The organism is Gilliamella sp. Occ3-1, from assembly GCF_001690655.1.
Taxonomy (GTDB): domain Bacteria; phylum Pseudomonadota; class Gammaproteobacteria; order Enterobacterales; family Orbaceae; genus Gilliamella; species Gilliamella apicola_P.
On sequence record NZ_LZHQ01000025.1, the window covers coordinates 17,205 to 41,981 of the forward strand.

General features: G+C 35.6%; 16 protein-coding genes. 10 read left to right on the plus strand and 6 right to left on the minus strand.

The window, feature by feature from the left end; all coding sequences use genetic code 11:
- The 4 genes from lspA to folE form a co-directional block, all read right to left on the minus strand.
- Positions 1-486 carry a signal peptidase II gene (lspA, locus tag A9G43_RS07290; protein WP_218056329.1) on the minus strand — a complete coding sequence of 162 codons (486 nt, stop codon included), beginning with the start codon at positions 484-486 and terminating at the stop codon, positions 1-3.
- A gap of 90 nt (positions 487-576) precedes the next feature.
- Entirely contained in the window at positions 577-3,384 is a 2,808-nt protein-coding gene (ileS, locus tag A9G43_RS07295) for an isoleucine--tRNA ligase (protein ID WP_065607880.1), read from the minus strand.
- Complete coding sequence (ribF, locus tag A9G43_RS07300; protein WP_065607882.1) at positions 3,371-4,360, minus strand: bifunctional riboflavin kinase/FAD synthetase; 990 nt, start codon at positions 4,358-4,360, stop codon at positions 3,371-3,373. Before ribF ends, ileS begins: the two co-directional genes overlap by 14 nt.
- Before the next feature lie 179 nt (positions 4,361-4,539).
- Entirely contained in the window at positions 4,540-5,199 is a 660-nt protein-coding gene (gene folE / locus A9G43_RS07305) for a GTP cyclohydrolase I FolE (protein ID WP_065607884.1), read from the minus strand.
- A 199-nt stretch (positions 5,200-5,398) separates the two neighbouring features.
- Between folE and polA the strand changes: the two genes are divergently transcribed.
- The 6 genes from polA to asnB all read left to right on the plus strand — a co-directional run bounded on the left by polA (position 5,399) and on the right by asnB (position 14,049).
- The gene (gene polA, locus A9G43_RS07310) at positions 5,399-8,176 is read left to right on the plus strand and encodes a DNA polymerase I (RefSeq protein WP_065607886.1); all 2,778 of its coding nucleotides are present in this window, start codon (positions 5,399-5,401) and stop codon (positions 8,174-8,176) included.
- A gap of 281 nt (positions 8,177-8,457) precedes the next feature.
- A complete protein-coding gene (gene gltX / locus A9G43_RS07315) occupies positions 8,458-9,888 on the plus strand; it encodes a glutamate--tRNA ligase (protein WP_065607888.1) in 1,431 nt (476 codons plus the stop codon).
- A 54-nt stretch (positions 9,889-9,942) separates the two neighbouring features.
- Positions 9,943-11,556, plus strand: coding sequence for an intermembrane phospholipid transport protein YdbH family protein (locus A9G43_RS07320; protein ID WP_065607890.1), 1,614 nt, complete (start codon positions 9,943-9,945; stop codon positions 11,554-11,556).
- 11 nt (positions 11,557-11,567) lie between these two features.
- On the plus strand, positions 11,568-11,753 hold the full coding sequence (locus A9G43_RS07325; RefSeq protein WP_065607891.1) for a YnbE family lipoprotein: 186 nt from the start codon (positions 11,568-11,570) through the stop codon (positions 11,751-11,753).
- Positions 11,754-11,851: 98 nt separating this feature from the next.
- Complete coding sequence (locus A9G43_RS07330) at positions 11,852-12,196, plus strand: YdbL family protein (RefSeq protein ID WP_065607893.1); 345 nt, start codon at positions 11,852-11,854, stop codon at positions 12,194-12,196.
- Between the two features lie 179 nt (positions 12,197-12,375).
- Positions 12,376-14,049: an asparagine synthase B gene (asnB, locus tag A9G43_RS07335; protein WP_065607895.1), complete on the plus strand. Its 1,674-nt coding sequence runs from the start codon at positions 12,376-12,378 to the stop codon at positions 14,047-14,049.
- 81 nt (positions 14,050-14,130) lie between these two features.
- On the opposite strand, the gene satP is transcribed toward asnB, so the two are convergent.
- Positions 14,131-14,709: an acetate uptake transporter gene (gene satP, locus A9G43_RS07340; protein ID WP_034911261.1), complete on the minus strand. Its 579-nt coding sequence runs from the start codon at positions 14,707-14,709 to the stop codon at positions 14,131-14,133.
- Between the two features lie 228 nt (positions 14,710-14,937).
- Here satP and dnaK point away from each other — a divergent pair, with 228 nt between their 5' ends.
- Both dnaK and dnaJ read left to right on the plus strand, forming a co-directional pair.
- A complete protein-coding gene (gene dnaK / locus A9G43_RS07345) occupies positions 14,938-16,854 on the plus strand; it encodes a molecular chaperone DnaK (RefSeq protein WP_065607897.1) in 1,917 nt (638 codons plus the stop codon).
- A 129-nt stretch (positions 16,855-16,983) separates the two neighbouring features.
- The gene (gene dnaJ / locus A9G43_RS07350; protein WP_065607899.1) at positions 16,984-18,111 is read left to right on the plus strand and encodes a molecular chaperone DnaJ; all 1,128 of its coding nucleotides are present in this window, start codon (positions 16,984-16,986) and stop codon (positions 18,109-18,111) included.
- A 673-nt stretch (positions 18,112-18,784) separates the two neighbouring features.
- Here dnaJ and A9G43_RS07355 read toward each other — a convergent pair.
- On the minus strand, positions 18,785-20,179 hold the full coding sequence (locus A9G43_RS07355; RefSeq protein WP_141674045.1) for a hypothetical protein: 1,395 nt from the start codon (positions 20,177-20,179) through the stop codon (positions 18,785-18,787).
- Between the two features lie 452 nt (positions 20,180-20,631).
- On the opposite strand from A9G43_RS07355, the gene parE reads away from it, so the two are divergent.
- Together parE and parC are read left to right on the plus strand one after the other, a co-directional pair.
- On the plus strand, positions 20,632-22,521 hold the full coding sequence (gene parE / locus A9G43_RS07360) for a DNA topoisomerase IV subunit B (protein WP_065607903.1): 1,890 nt from the start codon (positions 20,632-20,634) through the stop codon (positions 22,519-22,521).
- Positions 22,522-22,548: 27 nt separating this feature from the next.
- Positions 22,549-24,777 (plus strand): DNA topoisomerase IV subunit A, encoded by a 2,229-nt coding sequence (parC, locus tag A9G43_RS07365; RefSeq protein ID WP_065607905.1) that lies wholly within the window; start codon positions 22,549-22,551, stop codon positions 24,775-24,777.

The window sequence follows — 24,777 nt, forward strand, 5'->3', positions numbered from 1 at the left end:
CTATACAGTCTTCTTTGGTTTTTTATAATTACTGAAAATAAATAGTCCAATACCAACGCAGATTGCACAGTCAGCAATATTAAAAGTTGGATAGTGCCAGTCACCAAAATTGACATCTAAAAAGTCAATCACAAAACCATGATAAAGACGATCAAATAAATTACCTAATGCACCGCCTAAAATCATTGATAACGACAAGTTCTCTAATTTTTGTTGGCGAGTGTTGCGGTATAACATATGTACTATCACGGCACTGATAATTAAAGCGATAGCAGCAAGCATCATACGTTGCCCTTCAAAAATGCTAAAGGCAGCGCCAATATTGCGTACATAAGTGATAGAGAAGAATGGCAAAAGATTCACTGATTCAAATAACGAGAAATTATTCAAAATCCAAAATTTACTTGCGATATCAATGATAAAAACAATGATTGCAAATAATAACCAATAAAGTCCATTATCTTTTTTCATATAGTTTGTGCTCATTATTATGTTTCCGCCGACAATCGTCGGCGGAAAGGGTACTAGATTGCTTAAGGGATTGGCATAGCCCCATTTAATTTACTAAATAGATTGCTATGCGAAATGCCTTACCTCGCCTTTGCCGTGAATGTTTTCTTCACAACGTTTGCATAAATGTGATGTTGGCTCATTATCGACAGTATAGTGCCAGCAACGAGGGCATTTATCACCTTGTGCTTTAGCGAGTTCAATTTTCAGTCCCTGAATATCGCTTTGCACCGCATTTTTTGGTGCTTCTTGTAATGGTTTTACGCTAGCTTGTGATGTTAGTAATACAAAGCGTAATTCGTTTTCTAATTTAACTAATGTTGCTGCAATATCTTTATCAGCATAAAGCGTAACAGCAGCTTCAAGTGCACCACCAATCACTTTATCATTACGACCTTGTTCAAGTACTTTATTCACTTCGCTACGAATGGCTAAAATCTGAGCCCAATATTCGCTATTTAATGCTTCGCTTTCTGGCAATGTAAATAGTGCTGTATACCACTCATCTTCAAAAACAAATTCTTGTTTATCAGCCATTGGCAGATATTGCCAAATTTCATCAGCAGTGAATGATAAAATAGGTGCAATCCAACGAACCATTGCTTGCGCAATATGATATAAAGCAGTTTGGCAACTGTGACGGGCAATACTATCACTTTTTGCTGTGTATTGGCGATCTTTAATAATATCTAAATAGAATGATCCCATTTCGATTGAGCAAAATTGCATAATACGTTGTACAACTTTATGGAAATCGTAATTTTCATAAGCCTGAATAATTTGTTCTTGTGCTTCTTTTGCCATACTAACTGCCCAGCGATCAAGAACAACCATATCCTCTGGTTTTACCATATCTTTAGCTGGATCAAATCCATTTAAATTCGCCAGTAAAAAACGTGCGGTATTACGAATACGGCGATAACTATCGGCAGCTCGTTTGATAATTTCTTCCGAATAACTCATTTCGCCTGAATAATCAGTAGATGCAATCCATAAGCGTAAAATATCAGCCCCAAGTTTGTTCATCACTTCTTGTGGTGTCACAATATTACCTAGTGACTTAGACATTTTACGGCCTTGACCGTCAACCACAAAACCATGTGTTAATACTTGTTTATAAGGGGCTTTATTATCAATTGCTGTTGATAACATTAATGAAGACATAAACCAACCTCGATGTTGATCTGAACCTTCTAAATAAAGTTCTGCATCATGTCCTTCAAATTCAGGGCGTGCACGCACAACAGAAGAGAATGTTGATCCTGAGTCAAACCAAACATCTAACGTATCAGGTACTTTACGATAATCATCAGCATCAGGGCCTAAAAGATCTTTAATATCAGCATCCCACCAAGCTTGAATGCCATCTTTTTCAACTAACTGTGCAACTTTTTCAACTAATGCTAGTGTATCTGGATGAAGTTCTTCGGTCTCTTTGTGAACAAACAACGTCATAGGTACACCCCATGTGCGTTGGCGAGAAATACACCAATCAGGGCGATTAGTAACCATGGTTTCAATGCGTGCTTGTCCCCAATCAGGGATCCAACGAACTTGTTTAATTTCTTTTAATGATTGCGTTCGCAGACCTTGTTTATCCATGCTAATAAACCATTGTGGTGTAGCACGATAAATAACAGGTGTTTTATGACGCCAACAACATGGATAGCTATGTTCAATATTTTCAAAGTGTAATAGTGCGTTATGTTCTTTTAACATTTCAACGACAACTTTATTCGCTTTGAACACAAATAACCCATCGAGACCAGCGCCCGTTCCAGGCAAGTAACAACCATTACCACCAACTGGATTTGCCACTTCAAGACCATATTTTTGACCGACCATAAAGTCTTCTGTACCATGTCCTGGTGCGGTATGCACAGCTCCTGTACCTGCATCAATTGTAACGTGTTCGCCAAGTACAACTGGTTCATCAAAATCAAGGAATGGGTGTTTAAAACGTAACAACTCAAGAGCATTACCTTGACAGCTACCTAATACTTTCCATTGGTCGATATTGGCGCGTTGCATCACAGACTCAACTAAATCAGTTGCTAAAATTAAGCACTCTTTATCATTGATTTGAACAAGTTGATATTCAAAATCAGCATTTAAAGCTATCCCTCGGCTAGCTGGTAATGTCCAAGGCGTGGTTGTCCAGATAACAGCATAAATGGTTAAATCAGTATTGATACCAAATTTATTTGCTACGGCTTGATTATCAACAGCTTTAAATTTCACATCAATTGCTGGCGATGATTTATCATAATATTCAACTTCTGCTTCGGCTAAAGATGACATACAATCGGTACACCAATAAACAGGTTTAGCACCTTTAACTAAATGACCATTTTTTATCACTTCACCTAACGCACGGATAATATTCGCTTCGGTATTGTAGTCCATTGTACGGTAAGGGTTTTGCCAATCACCTAGTACGCCCATACGGATAAAATCAGCCTTTTGTAGTTCAACTTGTGAAGCGGCATAATCGCGGCAAATTTGACGAAACTCAGCAGGTGTTACTTTTACACCAGGTTTTCCAACTTGCTCTTCAACTTTTTGTTCAATCGGTAAGCCATGACAATCCCATCCTGGAATATAAGGGGAATTATAACCGCTTAACCCTTTTGATTTGATAATAATATCTTTAAGGATTTTATTAACGGCGTGACCAATATGTAGTTTTCCGTTTGCATAAGGAGGGCCATCATGCAGAATAAAGTTTTTTTTACCTTTTTTGACCAAGCGAATTTTGCGATAAAGTTCTTTATCGTACCAATTTTGTAACATTGCTGGTTCGCGTTTAGCAAGATCACCTCGCATTGGGAATCCAGTTTCCGGTAGATTCAATGTATTTTTATAGTCTGTCATGCTGATTTATTCCAGTTAAATGTGTTGATACTACTTTATTATTGGTTAATTTTGCACTGATCTTTTTCGCAGTGCAAATATCTTGTGTAATTTGTTGTTTTAATTCTGCTAATGAGTCAAATTTTTTCTCATCGCGTATTTTTTTGATGAACGTTATGTCTAAATATTGTCCATATATATTACCCGAAAAGTCAAAAAGGTTTACCTCAAGTATTGCGGTTTTTCCATTAATAGTTGGTCTTATCCCAATATTGGCAATACCGTTATAATGCTGATTATTGCAGATATTTTTGACTTTAACAAAATAGACTCCTTGTAGTGCAGGCTTTTTTCGATGTAAGTGAATATTTGCTGTTGGAAATCCCAATTCCCTTGCTAAAGCATTGCCATGAACTACGCGACCTTGAATTGTATAATCACGGTCTAATAGACAATGAGCCAATTCAAAATCACTATTCAAAAGTGCTTGGCGAATAGCAGTACTACTTATACGAAAATTATTCCAAACAAATGTTGGTATGCTTTCTACTACAAAATCATGATTTCGCGAATATTGTTGTAGAAGGTTGATATCACCTTTACGTTCAAATCCGAACCGAAAATCATCACCAATTGTAATGTATTTAGCTTGTAGCTTATTGATCAACCAATCTTGAATAAAATGATCGGCAGACATATTGGCAAAAGTTTGGGTAAATGGAATAGCAATAATATAGTCGATACCTAATTTTTCAATAAAAATAACTTTTTCATGAAATGAAGTTAAACGTGACGGCGCATTATCTTGGGCAAAAAACTCTAGTGGTTGCGGCTCAAATAACATCACAACAGTGGGAAGATTGAGTTTTTTACCTTGTTTAATAATATGGTTAATTAATTGTTGATGTCCTAAATGCACGCCATCAAAATTTCCCAAGGTTAGAACACATTGAGAAAACTGATTTTTTAGATTAGTTATACCACGGATAATCTTCATGAAAACAATGTTATTTATATTAAGTAACCAAGAATTATACCAATCTTTCTTGAAGATGCACGCAATATAAAGTTGGATTTTATCGCTTTTCTTCAAGCATTTTCACTGTTTGAGATAAAATGCTAAGTGACTTGGTCATACTTTAAACTGTTGTGATTCAAACATACTCATTTATAAAATTAATAATGGTTTAGTGCTCGCAAAAATTCTTGCCTTGTGCTTGGATTTGTTTTAAATCCTCCTCCGAGCGCAGTTGTTGTTGTAATACTATTGGAGTCTTTAATGCCTCGGGCTTTAACACAATAATGGGTTGCATCAATAGAAACTGCCACATTAACCGTACCTAGTAGTGTTTGTAGTGCCACTAAAATTTGTTGTGTTAATCTTTCTTGTACTTGAGGACGTTGGGAAAAAAAAGTTACAATTCGATTAATTTTCGATAAACCAATGACTTTATCTTTGGGAATATAAGAAACCGTTGCTTTACCATCTATTGTGACAAAATGGTGTTCACAGATACTAGTTAGTGTAATATCGCGAACCGTTATCATTTCATCAACTTGCATTTTATTTTCGATTAACGTAATTTTTGGAAAATTTTCGTAATAAAGACCAGAAAAAATCTCATCAACATACATTTTCGACACGCGGTGAGGAGTTTGTGCAAGGCTATCATCAGATAAATCAAGTTCCATTAGCTTCATAATTTCACGAAAATGCGACTCGATTTTTGCTTTACGCTCATTATTATCTATAACTAAACGGCATAATGGTGTTTCAAGATTTTTAGCTGCAAGGGCTTCTTTGACTTTTTGCGCGGCAGGGCTTAATTGTGTCATTTATTACATACTCAAGCGAAAATGAATACGTTATTATATAACACTCATTATGCAATATACAGTTGTTTACAGATGATTTATACTGAAACACATGCTTTTCTGAAACTTTTTGACATGATATTATCTCCTTCGTAAGAATATTATTGCTAATTAGGTTATACTATCAGCTATAAAATTAAATAACGTTTAGGTAACCATAATGCCAAATAAAACACCAATTATTTTAATTGATGGATCATCTTATCTTTATCGCGCTTTTTTTGCTTGTCCCCCATTAACCAATGCTAAAGGTGAACCAACAGGTGCTATTTTTGGCGTAATTAATATGATTCGTAGTTTACTTAATCAATATAATCCTACACATATTGCAGTGATCTTTGATGCTAAAGGAGGATCTTTCCGTAACGAGATCTATAGTGAATATAAAGCCACTCGGGAGGCAATGCCAGAAAATCTTCGACCACAAATTGAACCTATTCATACTATTTTGAAAGCCATGGGGTTACCCCTGCTTTGTATTAAAGGTGTTGAAGCGGATGATGTAATTGGCACATTAGCAAGACAAGCTGAACGGGAAAATCTAGAGGTATTAATCAGCACTGGTGATAAAGATATGGCACAACTAGTAAGTGATAAAATCACATTGATTAATACGATGAATAATACAAAACTAGATCCACAAGGAGTAATGGATAAATTTGGTGTTCCACCAGAAAAAATTATTGATTATTTAGCGTTAAGAGGTGATTCTTCCGATAATATCCCTGGTGTACCTGGTATAGGGGAAAAGACAGCTCAAAGCTTATTGACTGAATTTAACAGTGTCAAAGATATTTATACTCATCTAGATGATATAGAAAAATTACCTATCCGAGGAGCTAAATCATTAAAGCAAAAATTGAAAGATAATCAAAAAGAGGCTGAAGTTTCTTATCTATTAGCAACGATCAAAACCGATGTTAAGTTAGATTTTACCAATGAACAACTGCTTGCTGGTGATGTTGATATTAATGCATTAGTTGAATTATTTACTTATTACGGTTTTCATCGATGGCAAAAAGAGTTAATTACTGGCATGTTCTTAAAAAAACAAAAAAATCTAACGACAGAAGTTAAAGATAATCAATCTTTATTTGATACGGATGATAAAGCTGTTAAACAAAAAGTGGCAATTGATTACCAATGCATTTTAACTCATGAGCAGTTAGATAATTGGGTTGATAAATTAGCTAAGAGTAAACAATTTGCTTTTGATACAGAAACGAATAGTATTGATCATGTACATACAAAGTTAGTCGGTATTTCAGTAAGTGTTAATCCTAATGAAGCTGCTTATATTCCACTCGCGCATCAATATTTAGGTGTGCCACAGCAGTTACCACTAGATGATGTAATAACTAAATTAAAACCAATATTTGAAGATCCAGAAATCAAAAAAATAGCCCAAAATGCAAAATTTGATTACAGTGTGCTGGCAAACTATGGAATAACAGTGCAAGGGATTGCGTTTGATACTATGATTGAATCTTATGTATTAAATAGCACCGAGCGTCATGATATGGACAGCATGGCTAGTCGTTATTTAAATTATAACACCATTACCTATGATGAACTAACCAAAGTTAATAAAAAACAATTTACTATTGATGAAATCGAGTTAGAAAAAACAACAAAATATGCTGCTGAAGATGCCGACATTACTTTGCAACTACATCAAAAATTATGGCCAATTCTCGAAAAAAATCAAAAATTTACTAAGCTATTTACTGATATTGAGATACCTCTTGCGATAGTGTTAGCTGAAATGGAAAGAACGGGTGTACTTGTGGATGCTAAACAGCTCAACAAATTTTCTAATGAACTTAGTAAGCAATTACACGATACAGAAATTCAATTGCAATTACTTGCAGGAGAAAAATTTAATCCTGCATCACCTAAACAGATTCAAACGATTTTGTTTGATAAGCATCAATTGCCCGTATTAAAAAAGACACCAAAAGGCGATCCTTCAACTAGCGAAGAAGTATTAAGTGAGCTTTCTCGCGAATATGAATTGCCAAGAATGATTTTGTTTCATCGTGGTCTGGCTAAACTTAAAAATACTTATACTGATAAATTGCCCTTAATGATTAGCCCTAAAGATGAAAGGATTCATACCAATTATAACCAGATTGGAACTATAACGGGTCGATTGTCATCAAATGACCCTAATTTACAAAATATTCCAGTGCGAAATGAAGAAGGGCGACGAATTCGCCAAGCTTTTATTGCACCAAAGGGATATAAAATTATTTCGGCAGACTACTCGCAAATTGAATTACGTATCATGGCGCATCTATCACAAGATAAAAGTTTACTTGATGCTTTTTCTCATGACAAAGACATTCACCGTGTTACGGCTAGTGAAATTTTAGGTAAAACTGAATCTGAAGTGACTTCTGAAGAGCGAAGACGTGCAAAAGCGGTTAACTTCGGATTAATTTATGGTATGAGCGCCTTTGGTTTATCCAAACAAATTAATATTGCGCGTAAAGAAGCCCAGTTTTATATCGATCGTTATTTTGAGCGCTACCCAGGTGTTCAAGCGTATATGGACCAAATTCGCCAACAAGCTGCTGAACAAGGTTATGTTGAAACCCTATCTGGTCGACGTTTATATCTTCCGAAAATAATATCAGGGAGTGGTATTGAACGACGTGGTGCTGAGCGTGCTGCCATTAATGCCCCAATGCAAGGTACAGCGGCTGATATTATTAAAACAGCAATGATTAAGGTAAGTGAATGGATAAAAAGCTTACCTGTAGATAATATTAGAATGGTTATGCAAGTACACGATGAGTTAGTATTTGAAGTAAAAGAAGAATTAGTTGAGCAATATAAAGCTCAGATAAAATCGATCATGGAAAATTGTTACCAACTATCTATACCATTAAAAGTGGATGTAGGTTTCGGTAATAATTGGGATGAAGCACATTAATTATACTAAATTCGTACTAAATAATTCAGCCTTATCTGTCTAGTTAAGGCTGATATTATACTTAAACATATACTTTCCTTAAACTTTTTAACAAGTTAAATTAACCTGTTAACTATAATGGAACTATTGCCGAAACCTTTTGGCGTGTTAGAATAAGCAACTAAATTGAATTGATACAAACATATTATTCTGCTTGTTAATATATGGCAGAATCAAAGGAAATGGTGCTGGTATTCATTTCGTTGTTAAAGCTCTATTTTCGTTATTATTAGGATTATTTCATGAAAATCAAAACCCGTTTTGCACCTAGCCCAACAGGCTATTTACATGTAGGTGGTGCTCGTACAGCACTTTATTCTTGGCTCTATACTCGCCATGCAAAAGGTGCATTTGTATTACGCATTGAAGATACCGATCTTGAGCGCTCAACGCCTGAAGCGATTGAAGCAATAATGGAAGGTATGAATTGGTTAAAATTATCATGGGACGAAGGTCCTTATTATCAAACTAAACGCTTTGATCGTTATAATCAAGTCATCGATGAAATGTTAGCCAAAGGCACAGCTTATCGTTGCTACTGTTCTAAAGAACGTCTTGAAAAATTGCGTGAAGAGCAGATGGCAAAAGGTGAAAAAGCGCGTTACGATGGGCATTGCCGTTGTGCTTCAGTACAACAAGAGCATACACATGATGAGCCACATGTTGTTCGTTTTGCTAACCCTACTGATGGCACCGTTATTTTTAATGATTTAATCCGTGGTCCAATTGAGATTGCTAATAAAGAGCTTGATGATCTTATTATTCGCCGCACTGATGGTTCACCAACTTATAATTTCTGTGTCGTTGTTGATGATTGGGATATGGAAATTACCCATGTTATTCGTGGTGAAGATCACATCAACAACACACCACGCCAGATCAATATCCTAGAAGCATTAGGAGCGCCAATTCCTAAATATGGTCATGTATCAATGATTTTAGGGGATGATGGACAAAAATTATCTAAACGTCACGGAGCGGTTAGTGTCATGCAATATCGTGATGATGGTTATTTGCCCGAAGCATTACTTAACTATTTAGTGCGTCTTGGTTGGTCACACGGTGATCAAGAGATATTTTCTGTTCCGGAAATGATTAGTTATTTTTCATTAGATGCGGTTAGTAAATCAGCCAGTGCCTTTAATACAGAAAAATTACTTTGGTTAAATCACCATTATATCAACCATCTTGATGCGGATTATGTTGCTCAACATTTGATTTGGCATATGAACCAACAAGGATATGATTTATCAAAAGGCCCTGATCTTATCACTATTATTAAGTTATTTGGTGAACGTTGTAAAACGCTTAAAGAGATGGCTGAATCATGTGCTTATTGCTATCGAGATTTTGAAGATTATGATGCCGATGCGGCTAAAAAACATTTGCGCCCAGTTGCCAAAGAGCCATTAGAAACAATTAAAGCAAAAATTGAAGCTATTGCTGACTTTGATTGGCAAATTGATAAAATTCATCATGCGATTGAAGCAACTGCAACCGAGCTTAATGTTGGTATGGGTAAAGTTGGCATGCCATTACGCGTTGCTGTAACAGGTATCGGGCAATCGCCATCGGTTGATGCAACTGTTTTTGCGGTAGGCAAAAAACGAGCGCTTGCTAGAATTGATAAGGCTTTGGCATATATTAATCAACGTGAGCAATCTCAAAATTAATATATTTATTGCAGGGAAATCCCTGCAACCCTTTTTGTCAAAGTGAGAACTTCTATGGTTCGCTTAAAAAAACGCTATTGGATCTTACTCAGTATCTTATTTTTCCTCATACTGTTTTGCTTGTTTGGGTGGCATTATTGGCAGACTTTCAAGCAGAAAAATGGGATTATTGTCGATTGGCATGGTGCTAGCGTTGGCTTTAAAGGTCTTACTTTTGACGAACTTACTGTCAGTAAACCATCCCAAGTTTCTATAACTGCTAAAAATTTATCAATTTCATTATCGCAGTTAACTGCAAATAATTTAGATATCTATTGGCAACCCAATGAATCTGAAATAGCTTTAGAAACTATTGAAAATACGGTTGATACAACGACCGAAACGCTTAATCAATCTGATCCCGATCTCTCTTTGATTTCAACTATTATTTATTGGTTACCTAAAACGATTCATATAGATACACTGCGACTTTATGAACAAAATAAAGCGAGATTAGATTTAAAAGTTGATATAAATAAACAGCAAGAAGCAATACAACTTAATTTATCAACCAATACCCAAGAAATAACACAATTGTCTGCCACTTTATTGTTTAATCAACAGGCTTTGCGGATTGACATACAAAACGGCCTTTTTAAAACATCCCTAAATCAATTTGGTTTACAAAATAGTAATTTAGTATTACCGTTTACTGGTTGGCTATCTAGTCATCAATTGGAATTAACAACTTCGGATAAAGCATCAATTAGTTTAGAAAAAGCAAATCTTTCTGATGATTTAATCCTTGGTTCTTCCAATGGGGATTTCAATTTTCAACTTAAATCAAACATTCCATTTGATAGTAACCAACTATCTGCTATAGCAACATTAACCATTAATAAACTCAATGGTATTTATAAAACTAGTGAAATCAAATCGGTTACAGGCGATATCAATATTATTATCAAAGATAACCAATTTACTATTTCAACACCGGCATTAAATATTCAAGAAGTAAATATGGGGATCGCTTTTGAAAAGATTAAATTAGTTGGAAACTATTTAGCTTCGTTTAAAGCACCAAACAAAGGAACGGTTACATGGAAAAAAGCTCAAGCTAATATCTTCTCTGGTTTGGTTTTTATTGAAGAAAATAAATTGAATTTAGCTAAATTACCCCAACAATTTAATTTAAGGTTAAAACAGATACAACTAAAAGATATTTTTAAGCAATATCCTTCTGAAGGGCTTGCTGGTGATGGTGCAATTGATGGTGTTTTACCTATTACGTTATCAGAGATAAAGAAAAAGGGTGAAACAGCTTTAAAATTTGTCATTAAAAATGGCAAGTTAGTTACGATCAACGAGGGTTATTTACAATTTGAAAATTCTGCCCTCAAAAGCTATGGGCAAAATAACCCCAATATGAAAATACTCACTGATATTATTAAAAATTTTCATTATACTAAGTTACAAGGCGCAGTTGATTACGCTAATGACATTGCCAAATTAAAATTGAATATTCAAGGCAGTAATTTGGATGTCGAAAATGGCAAAGCGGTTAATTTAAATATCAACCTTGAAGAAAATATGACTAAGTTGCTCATGAGTTTACAGTTATCCGATCAAATTAGTGAGCCAATCCGTAAACGTATTGAAGCTTATTTAAAAAATAAATCTTCAAAATAAGGGGTTATTTTATGGTACGAAATATTATTGCAATTATAATATTAGCAGGTGTATTAATGGGATGTTCACCAACAGTTAAAGTTCAAACACCGAGTGAACCAATTAATATCAATTTAAATGTTAAGATAGACCATGAAATTAATATTAAGGTTGATAAAGCTTTAGATAATATAATCAATAAATCTGGATTATATTAATTAATAAATTTTGTTTTTATCTGTCTTTTTGATTATAAGTATTAAAAACCCATACTCACATTTAAATAAAATATGATGTATTTATTAAGGAGTTTGTTATGAATATCTGTGAAAAAGTAACCTTGGCATTATTTTCAGTTATGTTATCTTTTTCTGCGCTTGCATTAAATTTGGATCAAGCAATGGATTCATTAAGTCAAGCCAAAGCTCAAGGGATAGTTGGTGAACAGGCTGATGGTTATTTAGGTGTAGTGAAAAACGAAGGTAACGCTTCTGAAATTGCGCAATTAATTAATCAGGCTCGTAAAGAACAATACCAAAAAGTATCAGCTGAAAGTAATGTCCCTTTAAGTGAAGTAGAAAAAAAGGCTGGTAGTAAAGCGCAAGAAAAGACCCCAGCAGGTCAATATATAAAGCGACAAGACCAATGGTTAAAAAAATAATTGCTACTTTTTTCAGTAGTAAGAAAAGTATAATCACATTATGCTTTAATTGTGTATAAATAATGTGTATTCTGTTTGTTTAAATATTTGTTTTATGTTTAACAAAATAAAAAAATTTTTATCTAGTTAGTTTTTACTTGTAACAGTATCGCTTATGCGATTTGAAATGGAGAAAATCAATGTGTTCGATTTTAGGTATTCTTGATATTAAATCAGATCCAGAACAACTACGAACAAAAGCATTAGAGCTATCATGTCTACAGCGTCATCGTGGTCCTGATTGGTCTGGTATCTTTGCGTGTGATAAAGCAATTCTTGCTCATGAACGTTTATCAATTGTAGATGTTAATACAGGATCTCAGCCTCTTTATAATAAAGATAAAACCCTAGTTTTAGCGGTAAATGGCGAAATTTATAATCATCAAGAACTCCGAAATCAGTACAAAGATCGTTATGAGTTTCAAACAGGTTCTGACTGCGAAGTGATTCTTGCTTTATATCAAGAAAAAGGTATTGATTGCCTTGATGAATTACAAGGTATGTTTGCTTTTATCCTTTATGATATCAATAAAGGCAGCTATTTTATTGGCCGTGACCATATTGGTATTATTCCAATGTATACAGGTCATGATGAAAATGGCACATTTTATGTTGCCTCTGAAATGAAAGCATTAGTGCCTGTTTGTAAAACAATTGAAGCTTTCCCTCCGGGATGCTATCTATCTAGTACTGAAGGTGAAATCAAAACGTATTACAAACGTGACTGGATGGATTACGAAAATGTGAAAGACAATAAAACGGATATTAATGCACTGCGTGTTGCATTAGAAGAGTCTGTAAAAAGTCATTTAATGTCTGACGTGCCATATGGTGTTTTATTGTCAGGTGGACTTGATTCTTCCGTCATTTCAGCAATCACTAAAAAATTCTCAGCACGTCGTGTTGAAGATCACGAAAAATCAGAAGCATGGTGGCCACAGTTACACTCATTTGCTGTAGGTTTAAAAGGTGCTCCAGATCTTAAAGCTGCACAAGCGGTTGCTGATCATCTAGGTACAGTTCACCACGAAATTAACTTTACCATTCAAGAAGGTATTGATGCGATTCGTGACGTGATTTATTTTATTGAAACTTATGATGTAACTACAATTCGTGCTTCAACACCAATGTATTTAATGGCACGTAAAATCAAAGCAATGGGAATAAAAATGGTTCTTTCTGGTGAAGGTGCTGATGAAGTTTTCGGCGGTTACCTCTATTTCCACAAAGCACCAAATGCTAAAGAGTTCCATGAAGAAACCGTACGTAAATTAGCAGCACTACATATGTATGATTGTGCACGTGCGAATAAAGCAATGGCGGCTTGGGGTGTTGAAGCTCGAGTACCATTCCTTGATAAAAAATTCTTAGATGTCGCAATGCGCATTAATCCAAAAGATAAAATGTGTGGTAGCAATGGTAAAATGGAAAAACATATTGTCCGTGAAGCATTTGAGTCTTACTTACCTGCATCTGTTGTTTGGCGTCAAAAAGAACAATTCTCTGATGGTGTTGGTTATAGTTGGATTGATACATTAAAAGAAATTGCAGAAAGTAAAATTACTGATCAGCAATTAGAAAATGCAAAATTCCGCTTCCCATATAATACGCCAACTTCGAAAGAAGCTTATATGTATCGTGAAATTTTCAATGAACTATTTCCAGTTGAAAGTGCGGCTCATTGTGTACCTGGTGGTCCAACTGTTGCATGTTCAACTGCTAAAGCAATTGAATGGGATGAATCATTTAAGAACTTAAACGATCCATCTGGACGTGCGGCGGTTGGTGTTCATAACGACGCTTATAAAAAATAATTGGTTTTAGCGATAATTATTTGATATAAAAAAACGGGGAATATTCCCCGTTTTTTATTAACGATAGACCAAATTAAATTATTAATGTGCAGCGCCTTTAGGTGCACCAATCGGTAAAACCGTACGACCAAATTGCTCATTAATCACTTCTGCCATTGCTAAATAAACAGCACTTGCTCCACAAATAATGCCTTCAAAACCTGCAATATGAATAATGCCATGGTTACCTGAAATATTACCAATAGCTAATAAAGCAAATAAAACGGTTAAACTAGCAAAAACAAATTGTAATGCGCGGTTGCCTTTTAATGTACCAATAAACATAAAGCCAGTGAAAATTCCCCATAACGCAAGGAAAATACCAACAAAAGTGGCATCAGATGGTGCTGTCGCTGGTGAAGTTGGTAAATACCAAATACCCACTAACGCAATCCAAAAGAAACCATAAGAAGTAAATGCCGTTGTACCAAACGTATTACCTTTTCGAAATTCTAAAATGCCAGCAATGACTTGCGCAAGGCCTCCATAAAAAATACCCATTGAGACAATTACTGTCATAGCAGGAAAAAATCCAGCATTATGAATATTCAATAAAATTGTTGTCATACCAAATCCCATTAAGCCAAGAGGGCCAGGATTTGCAAGTTTTGTTTGTTCCATAAGGATCCTATAAATTAAGTAAGATGATTAAAGAGCGGCAATAATAAGTGTAGAAAACGCTATAATCAAGGTTTTAGAAAAATTATTTTTTTTTGCCCCTTGATATTAATAATAACGTTCCCATTTATGTGAAAACAAAAAGCATTTCTTTGTGAAGTAACGGATTGAAAATTAAAATTTAAGACTTATATACAAGAAATAAAATACAGGTTTTGAGGAGAAAAGATTATGGGTAAAATTATTGGTATTGATTTAGGTACAACAAATTCATGTGTTGCTGTAATGGACAATGGTCAAGCAAAAGTATTAGAAAACGCTGAAGGCGATCGTACAACCCCCTCCATTATTGCTTACACACAAGATGGAGAAATCTTAGTTGGTCAACCAGCAAAACGTCAAGCAGTAACCAATCCACAAAATACACTATTTGCAATTAAACGTTTAATTGGTCGTCGTTTTGAAGATGCCGAAGTACAACGTGACGTTAGCATCATGCCATATAAGATCGTAAAAGCTGACAATGGCGACGCATGGGTTGATGTTAAAGGTCAAAAAATTGCACCACCACAAATTTCTGCTGAAGTATTGAAAAAAATGAAAAAAACAGCAGAAGATTATCTTGGTGAAGCAGTGACTGAAGCGGTTATTACTGTACCTGCTTATTTTAACGATGCACAACGTCAAGCAACTAAAGATGCTGGTCGTATTGCAGGACTTGATGTAAAACGTATCATCAACGAACCAACAGCTGCAGCGCTTGCTTATGGTTTAGATAAAGATGTAGGTAACCGAACTATAGCGGTTTATGACCTTGGTGGTGGTACATTTGATATTTCTATTATCGAAATTGACGATGTTGATGGCGAAAAAACCTTTGAAGTATTAGCAACAAATGGTGATACTCACTTAGGTGGTGAAGATTTTGACTCACGCTTAATCAATTATTTGGTTGACGAATTTAAACGTGAACAAAACTTCGATCTAAAAAATGATCCGCTAGCAATGCAACGATTAAAAGAAGCGGCAGAAAAAGCGAAAATTGAATTATCATCAGCGCAACAAACTGATATTAATTTACCTTATATCACTGCTGATGCAAGTGGTCCAAAACATTTAAATATTAAAGTGACTCGCGCTAAATTAGAATCATTAGTAGAAGATTTAGTTAAACGTTCAATGGATCCTGTAAAAACAGCATTACAAGATGCAGGTCTTTCTGTTTCTGACATTAAAGACGTTATTCTTGTTGGTGGACAAACTCGTATGCCAATGGTTCAAAAAGCGGTTGCTGACTTCTTTGGTAAAGAGCCACGTAAAGATGTAAACCCTGACGAAGCGGTTGCTGTTGGTGCAGCTGTTCAAGGTGGTGTACTTGGTGGTGATGTTAAAGATGTTTTATTACTTGATGTAACTCCATTGTCTTTAGGTATTGAGACTATGGGTGGTGTAATGACAACTTTAATTGAAAAGAACACAACTATTCCAACAAAACATAGTCAAGTGTTCTCAACAGCTGAAGATAATCAATCAGCAGTAACCATTCATGTATTGCAAGGCGAACGTAAACGTGCGGGTGATAACAAATCATTAGGTCAATTCAACCTAGACGGTATTCAACCTGCACCTCGCGGTATGCCACAAATTGAAGTTACTTTTGATATTGATGCTGATGGTATTTTGCATGTATCTGCGAAAGACAAAAATACTGGACGTGAACAAAAAATTACGATTAAAGCCTCTTCAGGATTAAGTGAAGAAGAGATTCAAAAAATGGTAAACGACGCAGAAGCAAATGCCGATGCAGACCGTAAATTTGAAGAACTAGCTCAAACTCGTAACCAAGCAGATCATCTAGTTCATTCAACACGTAAACAAGTGACTGAAGCGGGTGATCAGTTATCAGCTGATGATAAAAAAGCGATTGAAGAAGCAGTAAGTGCTTTAGAAACTGCCTCTCGTGGCGAAGATAAAGCAGAAATTGAAGCAAAAATTAATGCATTAATGGAAGCTTCTAAAAAATTGCTTGAATTAGCACAACAACAAGCTCAAGCAGCTCAAAGTGCAGAAACAAATAGTGGAAGCTCCACCGCGCAAGATGATGTTGTTGATGCTGATTTCAAAGAAGTTGATGATGATAAAAAATAATCATTATTAATTACTATTTTTATAATGAGTTATTTCAACAAGTTTTAAACATGTAATACATTAAACGGGCGCGAGGTAACTCAAGCCCGTTTAGTTGTTTATGAAAACAGATAATAATAAAGGTTAATTATGGCGAAGAAAGATTATTATGAGACATTGGGCGTTAGTAAAAGTGCCAGTGAAAGTGAGATAAAAAAAGCCTATAAACGCCTAGCCATGAAATATCATCCCGATAAAAATCAGGATAACAAAGCCGAAGCTGAAGCAAAATTTAAAGAAGTTAAAGAAGCTTATGAAATCTTAACTGATCCGCAAAAAAAAGCCGCTTATGATCAATATGGTCATGCTGCTTTTGAACAAGGACAAGGTGGAACTGGAGGATTCGGCGGTTTTGGCGGTTTTGCAGGCGGAGCGTTTGATGACATATTTAGTGATTTTTTTGGCGGTGGTCGTAGGGGCAGTCAAACCGAAACTCGAGGCAATGATTTACAATACAATATCACACTATCATTAGAAGAAGCTGCTGCCGGTGTTAGTAAAGAAATTAAAGTCCCAACATGGGTAAGCTGTGATACTTGCCATGGACAAGGAGCCGAAAAGTCTTCTGATGTGGTAACGTGTAACACATGTCATGGTACCGGTGTTGTACAAATGCGCCAAGGCTTTTTTGCTGTGCAACAAGAGTGTCCAACTTGTCATGGTCGTGGTAAAGTTGTTAAAAATCCATGTAAAAAATGTCACGGTGAAGGCCGAGTACAAAAAACAAAAACATTATCTGTTACTATTCCTGCTGGTGTTGATACAGGAAATCGTATCCGACTTTCTGGTGAAGGTGAAGCTGGATTAAATGGTGCGCCATCTGGTGATTTATACGTACAAGTGCAAGTTAAATCACATGCTATTTTTGAACGAGACGGTACAAACTTACATTGTGAAATTCCAATTAATATTGTATTAGCATCACTTGGTGGCGAAGTTGAAGTGCCGACCCTTAATGGCAAGGTCAGCTTAACAATTCCTGCTGAAACTCAAACAGGAAAAATGTTCCGACTACGAGGCAAAGGCATAAAATCATTGCGTGGTAATGCTATAGGTGATCTTTACTGCCATGTTGTGGTTGAAACACCAGTTAATTTAACCAATAAACAAAAAGAGTTGCTTAAAGAATTAGGCGAAAGCTTTAAAGCCGATAAAAACGCTAAACATAGCCCCAAAGAAAAAAACTTTTTTGATAAAGTAAAAACGTTTTTTGGTTAATATCGCAATATAAAAAGCAAAGTAATAATAGCGTGGTTGAAGTCATGGTTATTCTACCAGCCACGCTAATTATTAAAATAGTAAACCCTATCTATGCCAATGAATAAATATTCTCTGGTTTCTGATTTCTTTAATTTTTAAGTAAAAGTAAACATTTTGTGTCTACAAATAGTCGTTTTCCCGAATAGTTTTTATTATAGTGTTTTAGCTTGTTGCCTTAATTTATTTTCAGCAAATTTTTCAAATTTAAATGAATATTTAATTCAATAATTAATGGTTTTATAACGTTTGTTTTTACACTGGCTTAAGTGACGAATAGCTTTAATCAGGTTTTTTTAGCAAGTTATAAAAATGGTTGGACAACTGATACCATAAAACATTTGCTCAAATCGGGGATGGTTATTTATTCCTTAATGATATACGCCATATCTCTTATCCTAGTCAGTAATTTCTCAAATTGCTGCAATCAACGTGGGTAATTTCTAAAATAGATAAACAAGGATTGTTTTAATAATATAATGTTACGTTAACAATCCTCTTAAAACTAACTAATTTAACACTCAAAATTTTTAATAATGTCTCTCTTAAAAAATATGCATTAGTGTAGCTCACCTAAGTTTCACTTTGTTAGTTGTCATTTGATAGTGATATTTACTTAACCAAACTATATCTTTTAAGGTGTCACACAAGCTAATCCGGCAATACTATCAGGATTATTTAAAAAAATTTGTCCATAACTCATGATGATATACTGTTTGTCTTGATACGACTCAGATGCCCAGTATGGTGGAAAATTCCAATCACTAACATTAGTATTAAAAGATCCCCACTCATTAAATAGACCACCTATCCATCGATTACCTCTTTGGTAACTGAGTTGTCTCAAACTTTCATTTTTTTGCCCTGGCTCGCCCCACATCCAAGAATAACCGTCATTCGCATTGGTATAATCCCCAACGCTAGGAACACGATAATTACTACCTAAACCATTACAAAAATTTTTAGCTTGGTTATAATCTGTACCCAAATCCGGTTTCGCTATATACCAACGCTCTAACTTAAAACTATAAAGTAGCTGGTTGTGGTTACTGTCTGCGTAAAGTTTAAACAAAGAGGGATTAAAGTTTTTATTATTTGAATCTTTATTTGGGCCTTTTAATGTTATTTTTAATTGTAATTTATTTTGATTTGAATTTTGGTTAAGTTTTTCTGCACTTAATAATATATTCACCGAACTACCTCCACTTACAGCTGAAACCGTAGTGCCATTAGCATTGATTACTTGTTGAGGTGTAATACCTGTTAACAGTAAATAAAAACTGAGATTATCTGCCCCCGTAGTTGGAAAATTATCCTTTGGATTATTAATATTATTTACATGAAAGCCATGCAAGTTGTTCCAGTTTTTACCTGGCATACCATACATTCCCAGAGGTTGGGCATAACAAATCCGTGCTTCATTTGCTGATATTTTTGGATTAAGAATATATGTTTGACTTGCACTACCAAGACTCCACGACGTACCAAAATTTGTTATCTTGGGTTCGCCATACAAAGTCGATAGTTGAGCATCTCTTACTTTAAGATGTAACTGATAAGGTGCTGAGCAGGGATCAAATTTACTCGTAGGATTGTTTTTGATAGTGTTTGTAATGTCAACACTATTTACATCATACCATATAAGCTCTAGTAGACCAGTCATATCGACATTATTATCGCCATCATCATCCACCCAATAATTATTTGTCACTATTAGATCTCTTAAATTAATCTTCGGGTAACTGCTATTACTCGATAACGGTATAAGAGTTTGGATACTGTCAAAAGATTCTGCACTACTTGGTAACTCAATTATCTCATCCGGAGAAGCTATCATAGCATTTGGGTATAAATTTGACCTGCCCATTTCTGGCACATACTCACGCCCATCAGATAGTCTTATGCCTAATAATGCTTGAATTTCTCCTTTGGTAGCGCCACTATCAAAAGAAAGATAGGGGGCATGACCGTGTATCACATCTAATGTCTTAGCTGTTAACGCATTAGCATAATAGGTATGGGAGATCATTAAAAATAAGCATAATACAAAATAATGTAATATATATTTTGTTTTATAAAATTGTTTTTTAAAAGAATGAAAAAAAGAGGTAAAAATCGAAACGATAAAATGCTTATAATTGCTATTGAATTTCCTAAATTGGTAAATAACTGTTTTTAACATTATTAATTTCCTTTTCCAATATTGATTTTATTATTTTTATTTTATCTTTTTATTAAAAAGTCAAAATAAATCCATGAAATAAGTACTAATTAACAACTAACATCAGGAGCAAGTATAAATGTTTCTGAATTTTTATAAATAAATTTTATTTTACTTCTTAAAAAAATTGTATTGTTTAGGTTACCTTACCTAATTGATAGCTTATATTGTCACTTTGTTAAGCGCCTTAACCATTGACCTTGGTCTTATTGTGCAAAGATTGGTATAATAGCCGTCATTTATTCGAATAAATAGAAATTATGTCGCAATCTACTTATAATGCCGTTGATATTGAAGTCTTAAAAGGGCTTGATCCAGTTCGTCATCGACCTGGAATGTACACTGACACAAGCCGACCAAACCATTTAGGGCAAGAAGTCATTGATAACAGTGTTGATGAAGCTATCGCAGGTCATGCTCGTAAAATTAAGGTTACCCTTTTTCAAGATAATTCACTAGAAGTTATCGACGATGGGCGAGGAATGCCGGTTGATATTCACCCTGAAGAAGGTGTACCCGCGATTGAATTATTGCTTTGTCGTTTACATGCTGGCGGAAAGTTCTCGAACAAAAATTACCAATTTTCAGGTGGCTTACATGGTGTAGGTATTTCGGTAGTCAATGCATTATCAAAACGTGTTGAAGTTACAGTTCATCGTGATGGACAAGTGTACGAAATAGCTTTTGAAAACGGTAATAAAGTTGAAGATCTGCATATTACGGGCACTTGTGGTCGTCGTAATACAGGTACCAAAGTTCATTTTTGGTCTGACGAAAAATATTTTGATTCGCCTAGATTTTCTGTCCCACGCTTATCACATCTACTAAAAGCTAAAGCGGTGCTTTGCCCTGGCCTTGAAATTATTTTTAAAGATGAAATCAATAATACCGAACAACGTTGGTGTTATGAAGATGGCCTAAAAGATTATCTAATGGAATCTGTCAGCGGTTACTCTCTTTTACCTGAAACGCCTTTTACAGGTAATCATACCGGCGAAACAGAAGCCGTAGAATGGGCACTGCTTTGGATGCCAGAAGGTGGAGAATTATTAACTGAAAGTTACGTTAACTTAATCCCAACCGTACAAGGTGGCACCCATGTTAATGGTTTACGCCAAGGATTATTAGACTCAATGCGTGAGTTTTGTGAGTTTCGCAATTTGTTACCACGAGGACTAAAATTAACCGCCGATGATATATGGGAACGCTGTGCCTATGTTATTTCAGTCAAAATGCAAGAGCCTCAGTTTGCGGGTCAAACTAAAGAGCGCTTATCATCGCGCCAAAGTGCGGCATTTGTTTCGGCTATTGTGAAAGATGCATTTAGTCTTTGGTTGAATCAAAATGTACAAATAGCCGAATTACTAGCTGAAATGGTAATTTCAAGTGCACAAAAACGCTTAAAAGCGTCCAAAAAAGTCATTCGAAAGAAATTAACCAGTGGTCCAGCATTACCAGGCAAATTGGCCGATTGCTCATCACAAGACTTAAGTCGTACTGAACTGTTTTTAGTGGAAGGAGATTCTGCGGGAGGTTCGGCTAAACAAGCACGAGATCGTGAATATCAAGCCATTATGCCTCTTAAAGGCAAAATCTTAAATACATGGGAAGTCTCGTCCGATGAAGTACTAGGCTCACAAGAAATCCATGATATTTCTGTTGCTATCGGTATCGATCCAGATAGCGATGATTTAAGCCAATTACGTTATGGTAAAATCTGTATTTTAGCCGATGCCGACTCAGATGGACTACATATTGCAACATTACTTTGTGCTTTATTTGTTCGGCACTTTCGTACCATGATTGAACATGGGCATGTCTTTGTTGCTATGCCGCCGCTTTACCGTATCGATTTAGGAAAAGAAGTTCATTACGCCCTAGATGAAGAAGAAAAAGAAGGCATTTTAGAACAGCTTAAACGTAAAAAAGGCAAGCCCAATGTGCAGCGCTTTAAAGGTCTAGGTGAAATGAATCCACTACAACTACGCGAAACAACAATGGATCCCAATACGCGTCGTTTAGTGCAGCTTTCGCTTGATGATGCTGAGCAAACGATGGCATTAATGGATATGCTACTTGCTAAAAAACGCTCAGAAGATCGCCGCGAATGGTTACAAGAAAAAGGCGATCAAGTTGAACTTGATGTCTAACAAACAGAATGATTTAGAGGAACAATAATGAGTGAGATAACTCATGACGGAGTAGAAATCCAGTCGTTACGCACTTTTACCGAAAGTGCCTATTTAAACTACTCAATGTATGTCATTATGGATCGTGCCTTGCCATTTATTGGGGATGGCTTAAAACCAGTGCAACGACGCATTGTTTATGCTATGTCTGAATTAGGACTTAACGTACAAGCCAAATTTAAAAAATCTGCGCGTACCGTCGGGGATGTGCTTGGTAAATATCATCCTCATGGTGATAGTGCCTGTTATGAAGCGATGGTGCTCATGGCGCAACCATTTTCATATCGCTATCCATTAGTTGATGGGCAAGGTAACTGGGGGGCTCCTGATGATCCTAAATCATTCGCCGCTATGCGTTACACTGAATCACGTTTGTCAAAATATGCCGAACTACTATTAGGTGAACTAGGACAAGGAACGGTTGATTATACGCCTAACTTTGATGGTACTTTACAAGAACCTAAAATGTTACCGGCTAGATTACCCAACATTTTATTAAATGGTACAACAGGTATCGCGGTCGGCATGGCAACTGATATACCACCTCATAACCTCCGTGAAGTCGCGAATGCGGCAATTATGCTTGCTGATAACCCCAATGCGACGATCAACGAAGTAATGGCTCACATACAAGGCCCCGATTTCCCAACAGAAGCTGAAATTATTACTTCACCAGAAGACATAGCGAAAATCTATAAAACGGGGCGTGGTTCAATCCGTATGCGTGCTGTTTGGAAGAAAGAAGAAGGTGATATTGTAATTACAGATCTGCCTCATCAAGTTTCGGGTGCTAAAATCTTAGAACAAATAGCTTCTCAGATGCGAGCCAAAAAACTACCTTTAATTGAAGATTTACGTGATGAGTCTGATCACGAAAATCCAACTCGTCTGGTTATTGTGCCACGTTCAAATCGAGTAGATTTAGAGCAAGTGATGAATCATCTATTTGCCACAACCGATCTCGAAAAAAGTTATCGGGTTAATATGAATATGATTGGGCTTGATAATCGCCCATCAGTAAAAGGCTTAGTTGAAATTCTAACTGAATGGTTAGAGTATCGAAAAAATACCGTCACTCGACGTTTAAATTACCGTTTAGATAAAATATTAAAAAGACTCCATACTCTCGATGGCTTATTAATTGCTTTTTTAAATATTGATGAAGTCATCGAAATTATTCGTCACGAAGATGAACCTAAACAAGAATTAATTAATCGTTTTGCCTTAACTGAAATTCAAGCCGAAGCGATTTTAGAGTTAAAACTTCGCCATTTAGCCAAACTTGAAGAGATGCGCATTAAAGGCGAACAAAGTGAGCTTGCAAAAGAGCGTGATCATCTGCAAGCTTTGTTAGCTTCACCTAAAAAATTGAGTAATTTAATTAAAAAAGAGCTAAAAGAGGATGCTGAAAAATATGGTGATGACCGTCGTTCTCCAATTGTTGAGCGCAGTGAAGCTAAAGCTATTAGTGAACAAGAGTTAACACCATCTGAACCTGTTACTGTCGTTTTATCTGAAATGGGTTGGGTAAGAACAGCAAAAGGTCATGATATTGATCCTACTGGTTTAAGTTATAAATCCGGTGATAGTTTTAAAGCTGCCGCCAAAGGCAAAAGTAATCAACCTGTTATTTTCATCGATTCAACGGGACGTAGTTATGCTATAGAGCCAAACACGTTACCATCAGCACGAAGTCAAGGCGAACCATTAACTGGTAAATTAGCACTACCCGCTGGTGCAACAGTTGAACATGTGCTCATGTCTCAAAATGATAACCAAAAATTATTACTTGCTTCAAGTGCTGGTTATGGATTTATTGGTCAATTTAGTGATTTGGTTGCTCGCAATCGTAATGGTAAAGCAATTATTAATTTGCCTAAAGAATCTAAAATATTACCACCAATTGAAATCACATCTGAAGATAGTTTACTACTATCAATCACCAAAGCAGGGAGAATGCTCATATTTCCTGTAAAAGATTTACCTGAGCTCGCTAAAGGTAAAGGAAATAAAATTGTATCACTTTCAGATGCTGATGACTGCCTTGCTTATACTCTATTAATTAAGCAAGACAACTCAATAACGTTATATGCTGGTAAACGCAAACTTACATTATATCCTGCTGATTTACAAAAATTTAAGGTAGAGCGAGCACGAAAAGGTACACCATTACCGAGAGGTTTACAAAAGATAGATAAAATAGAGGTGAACGAATAA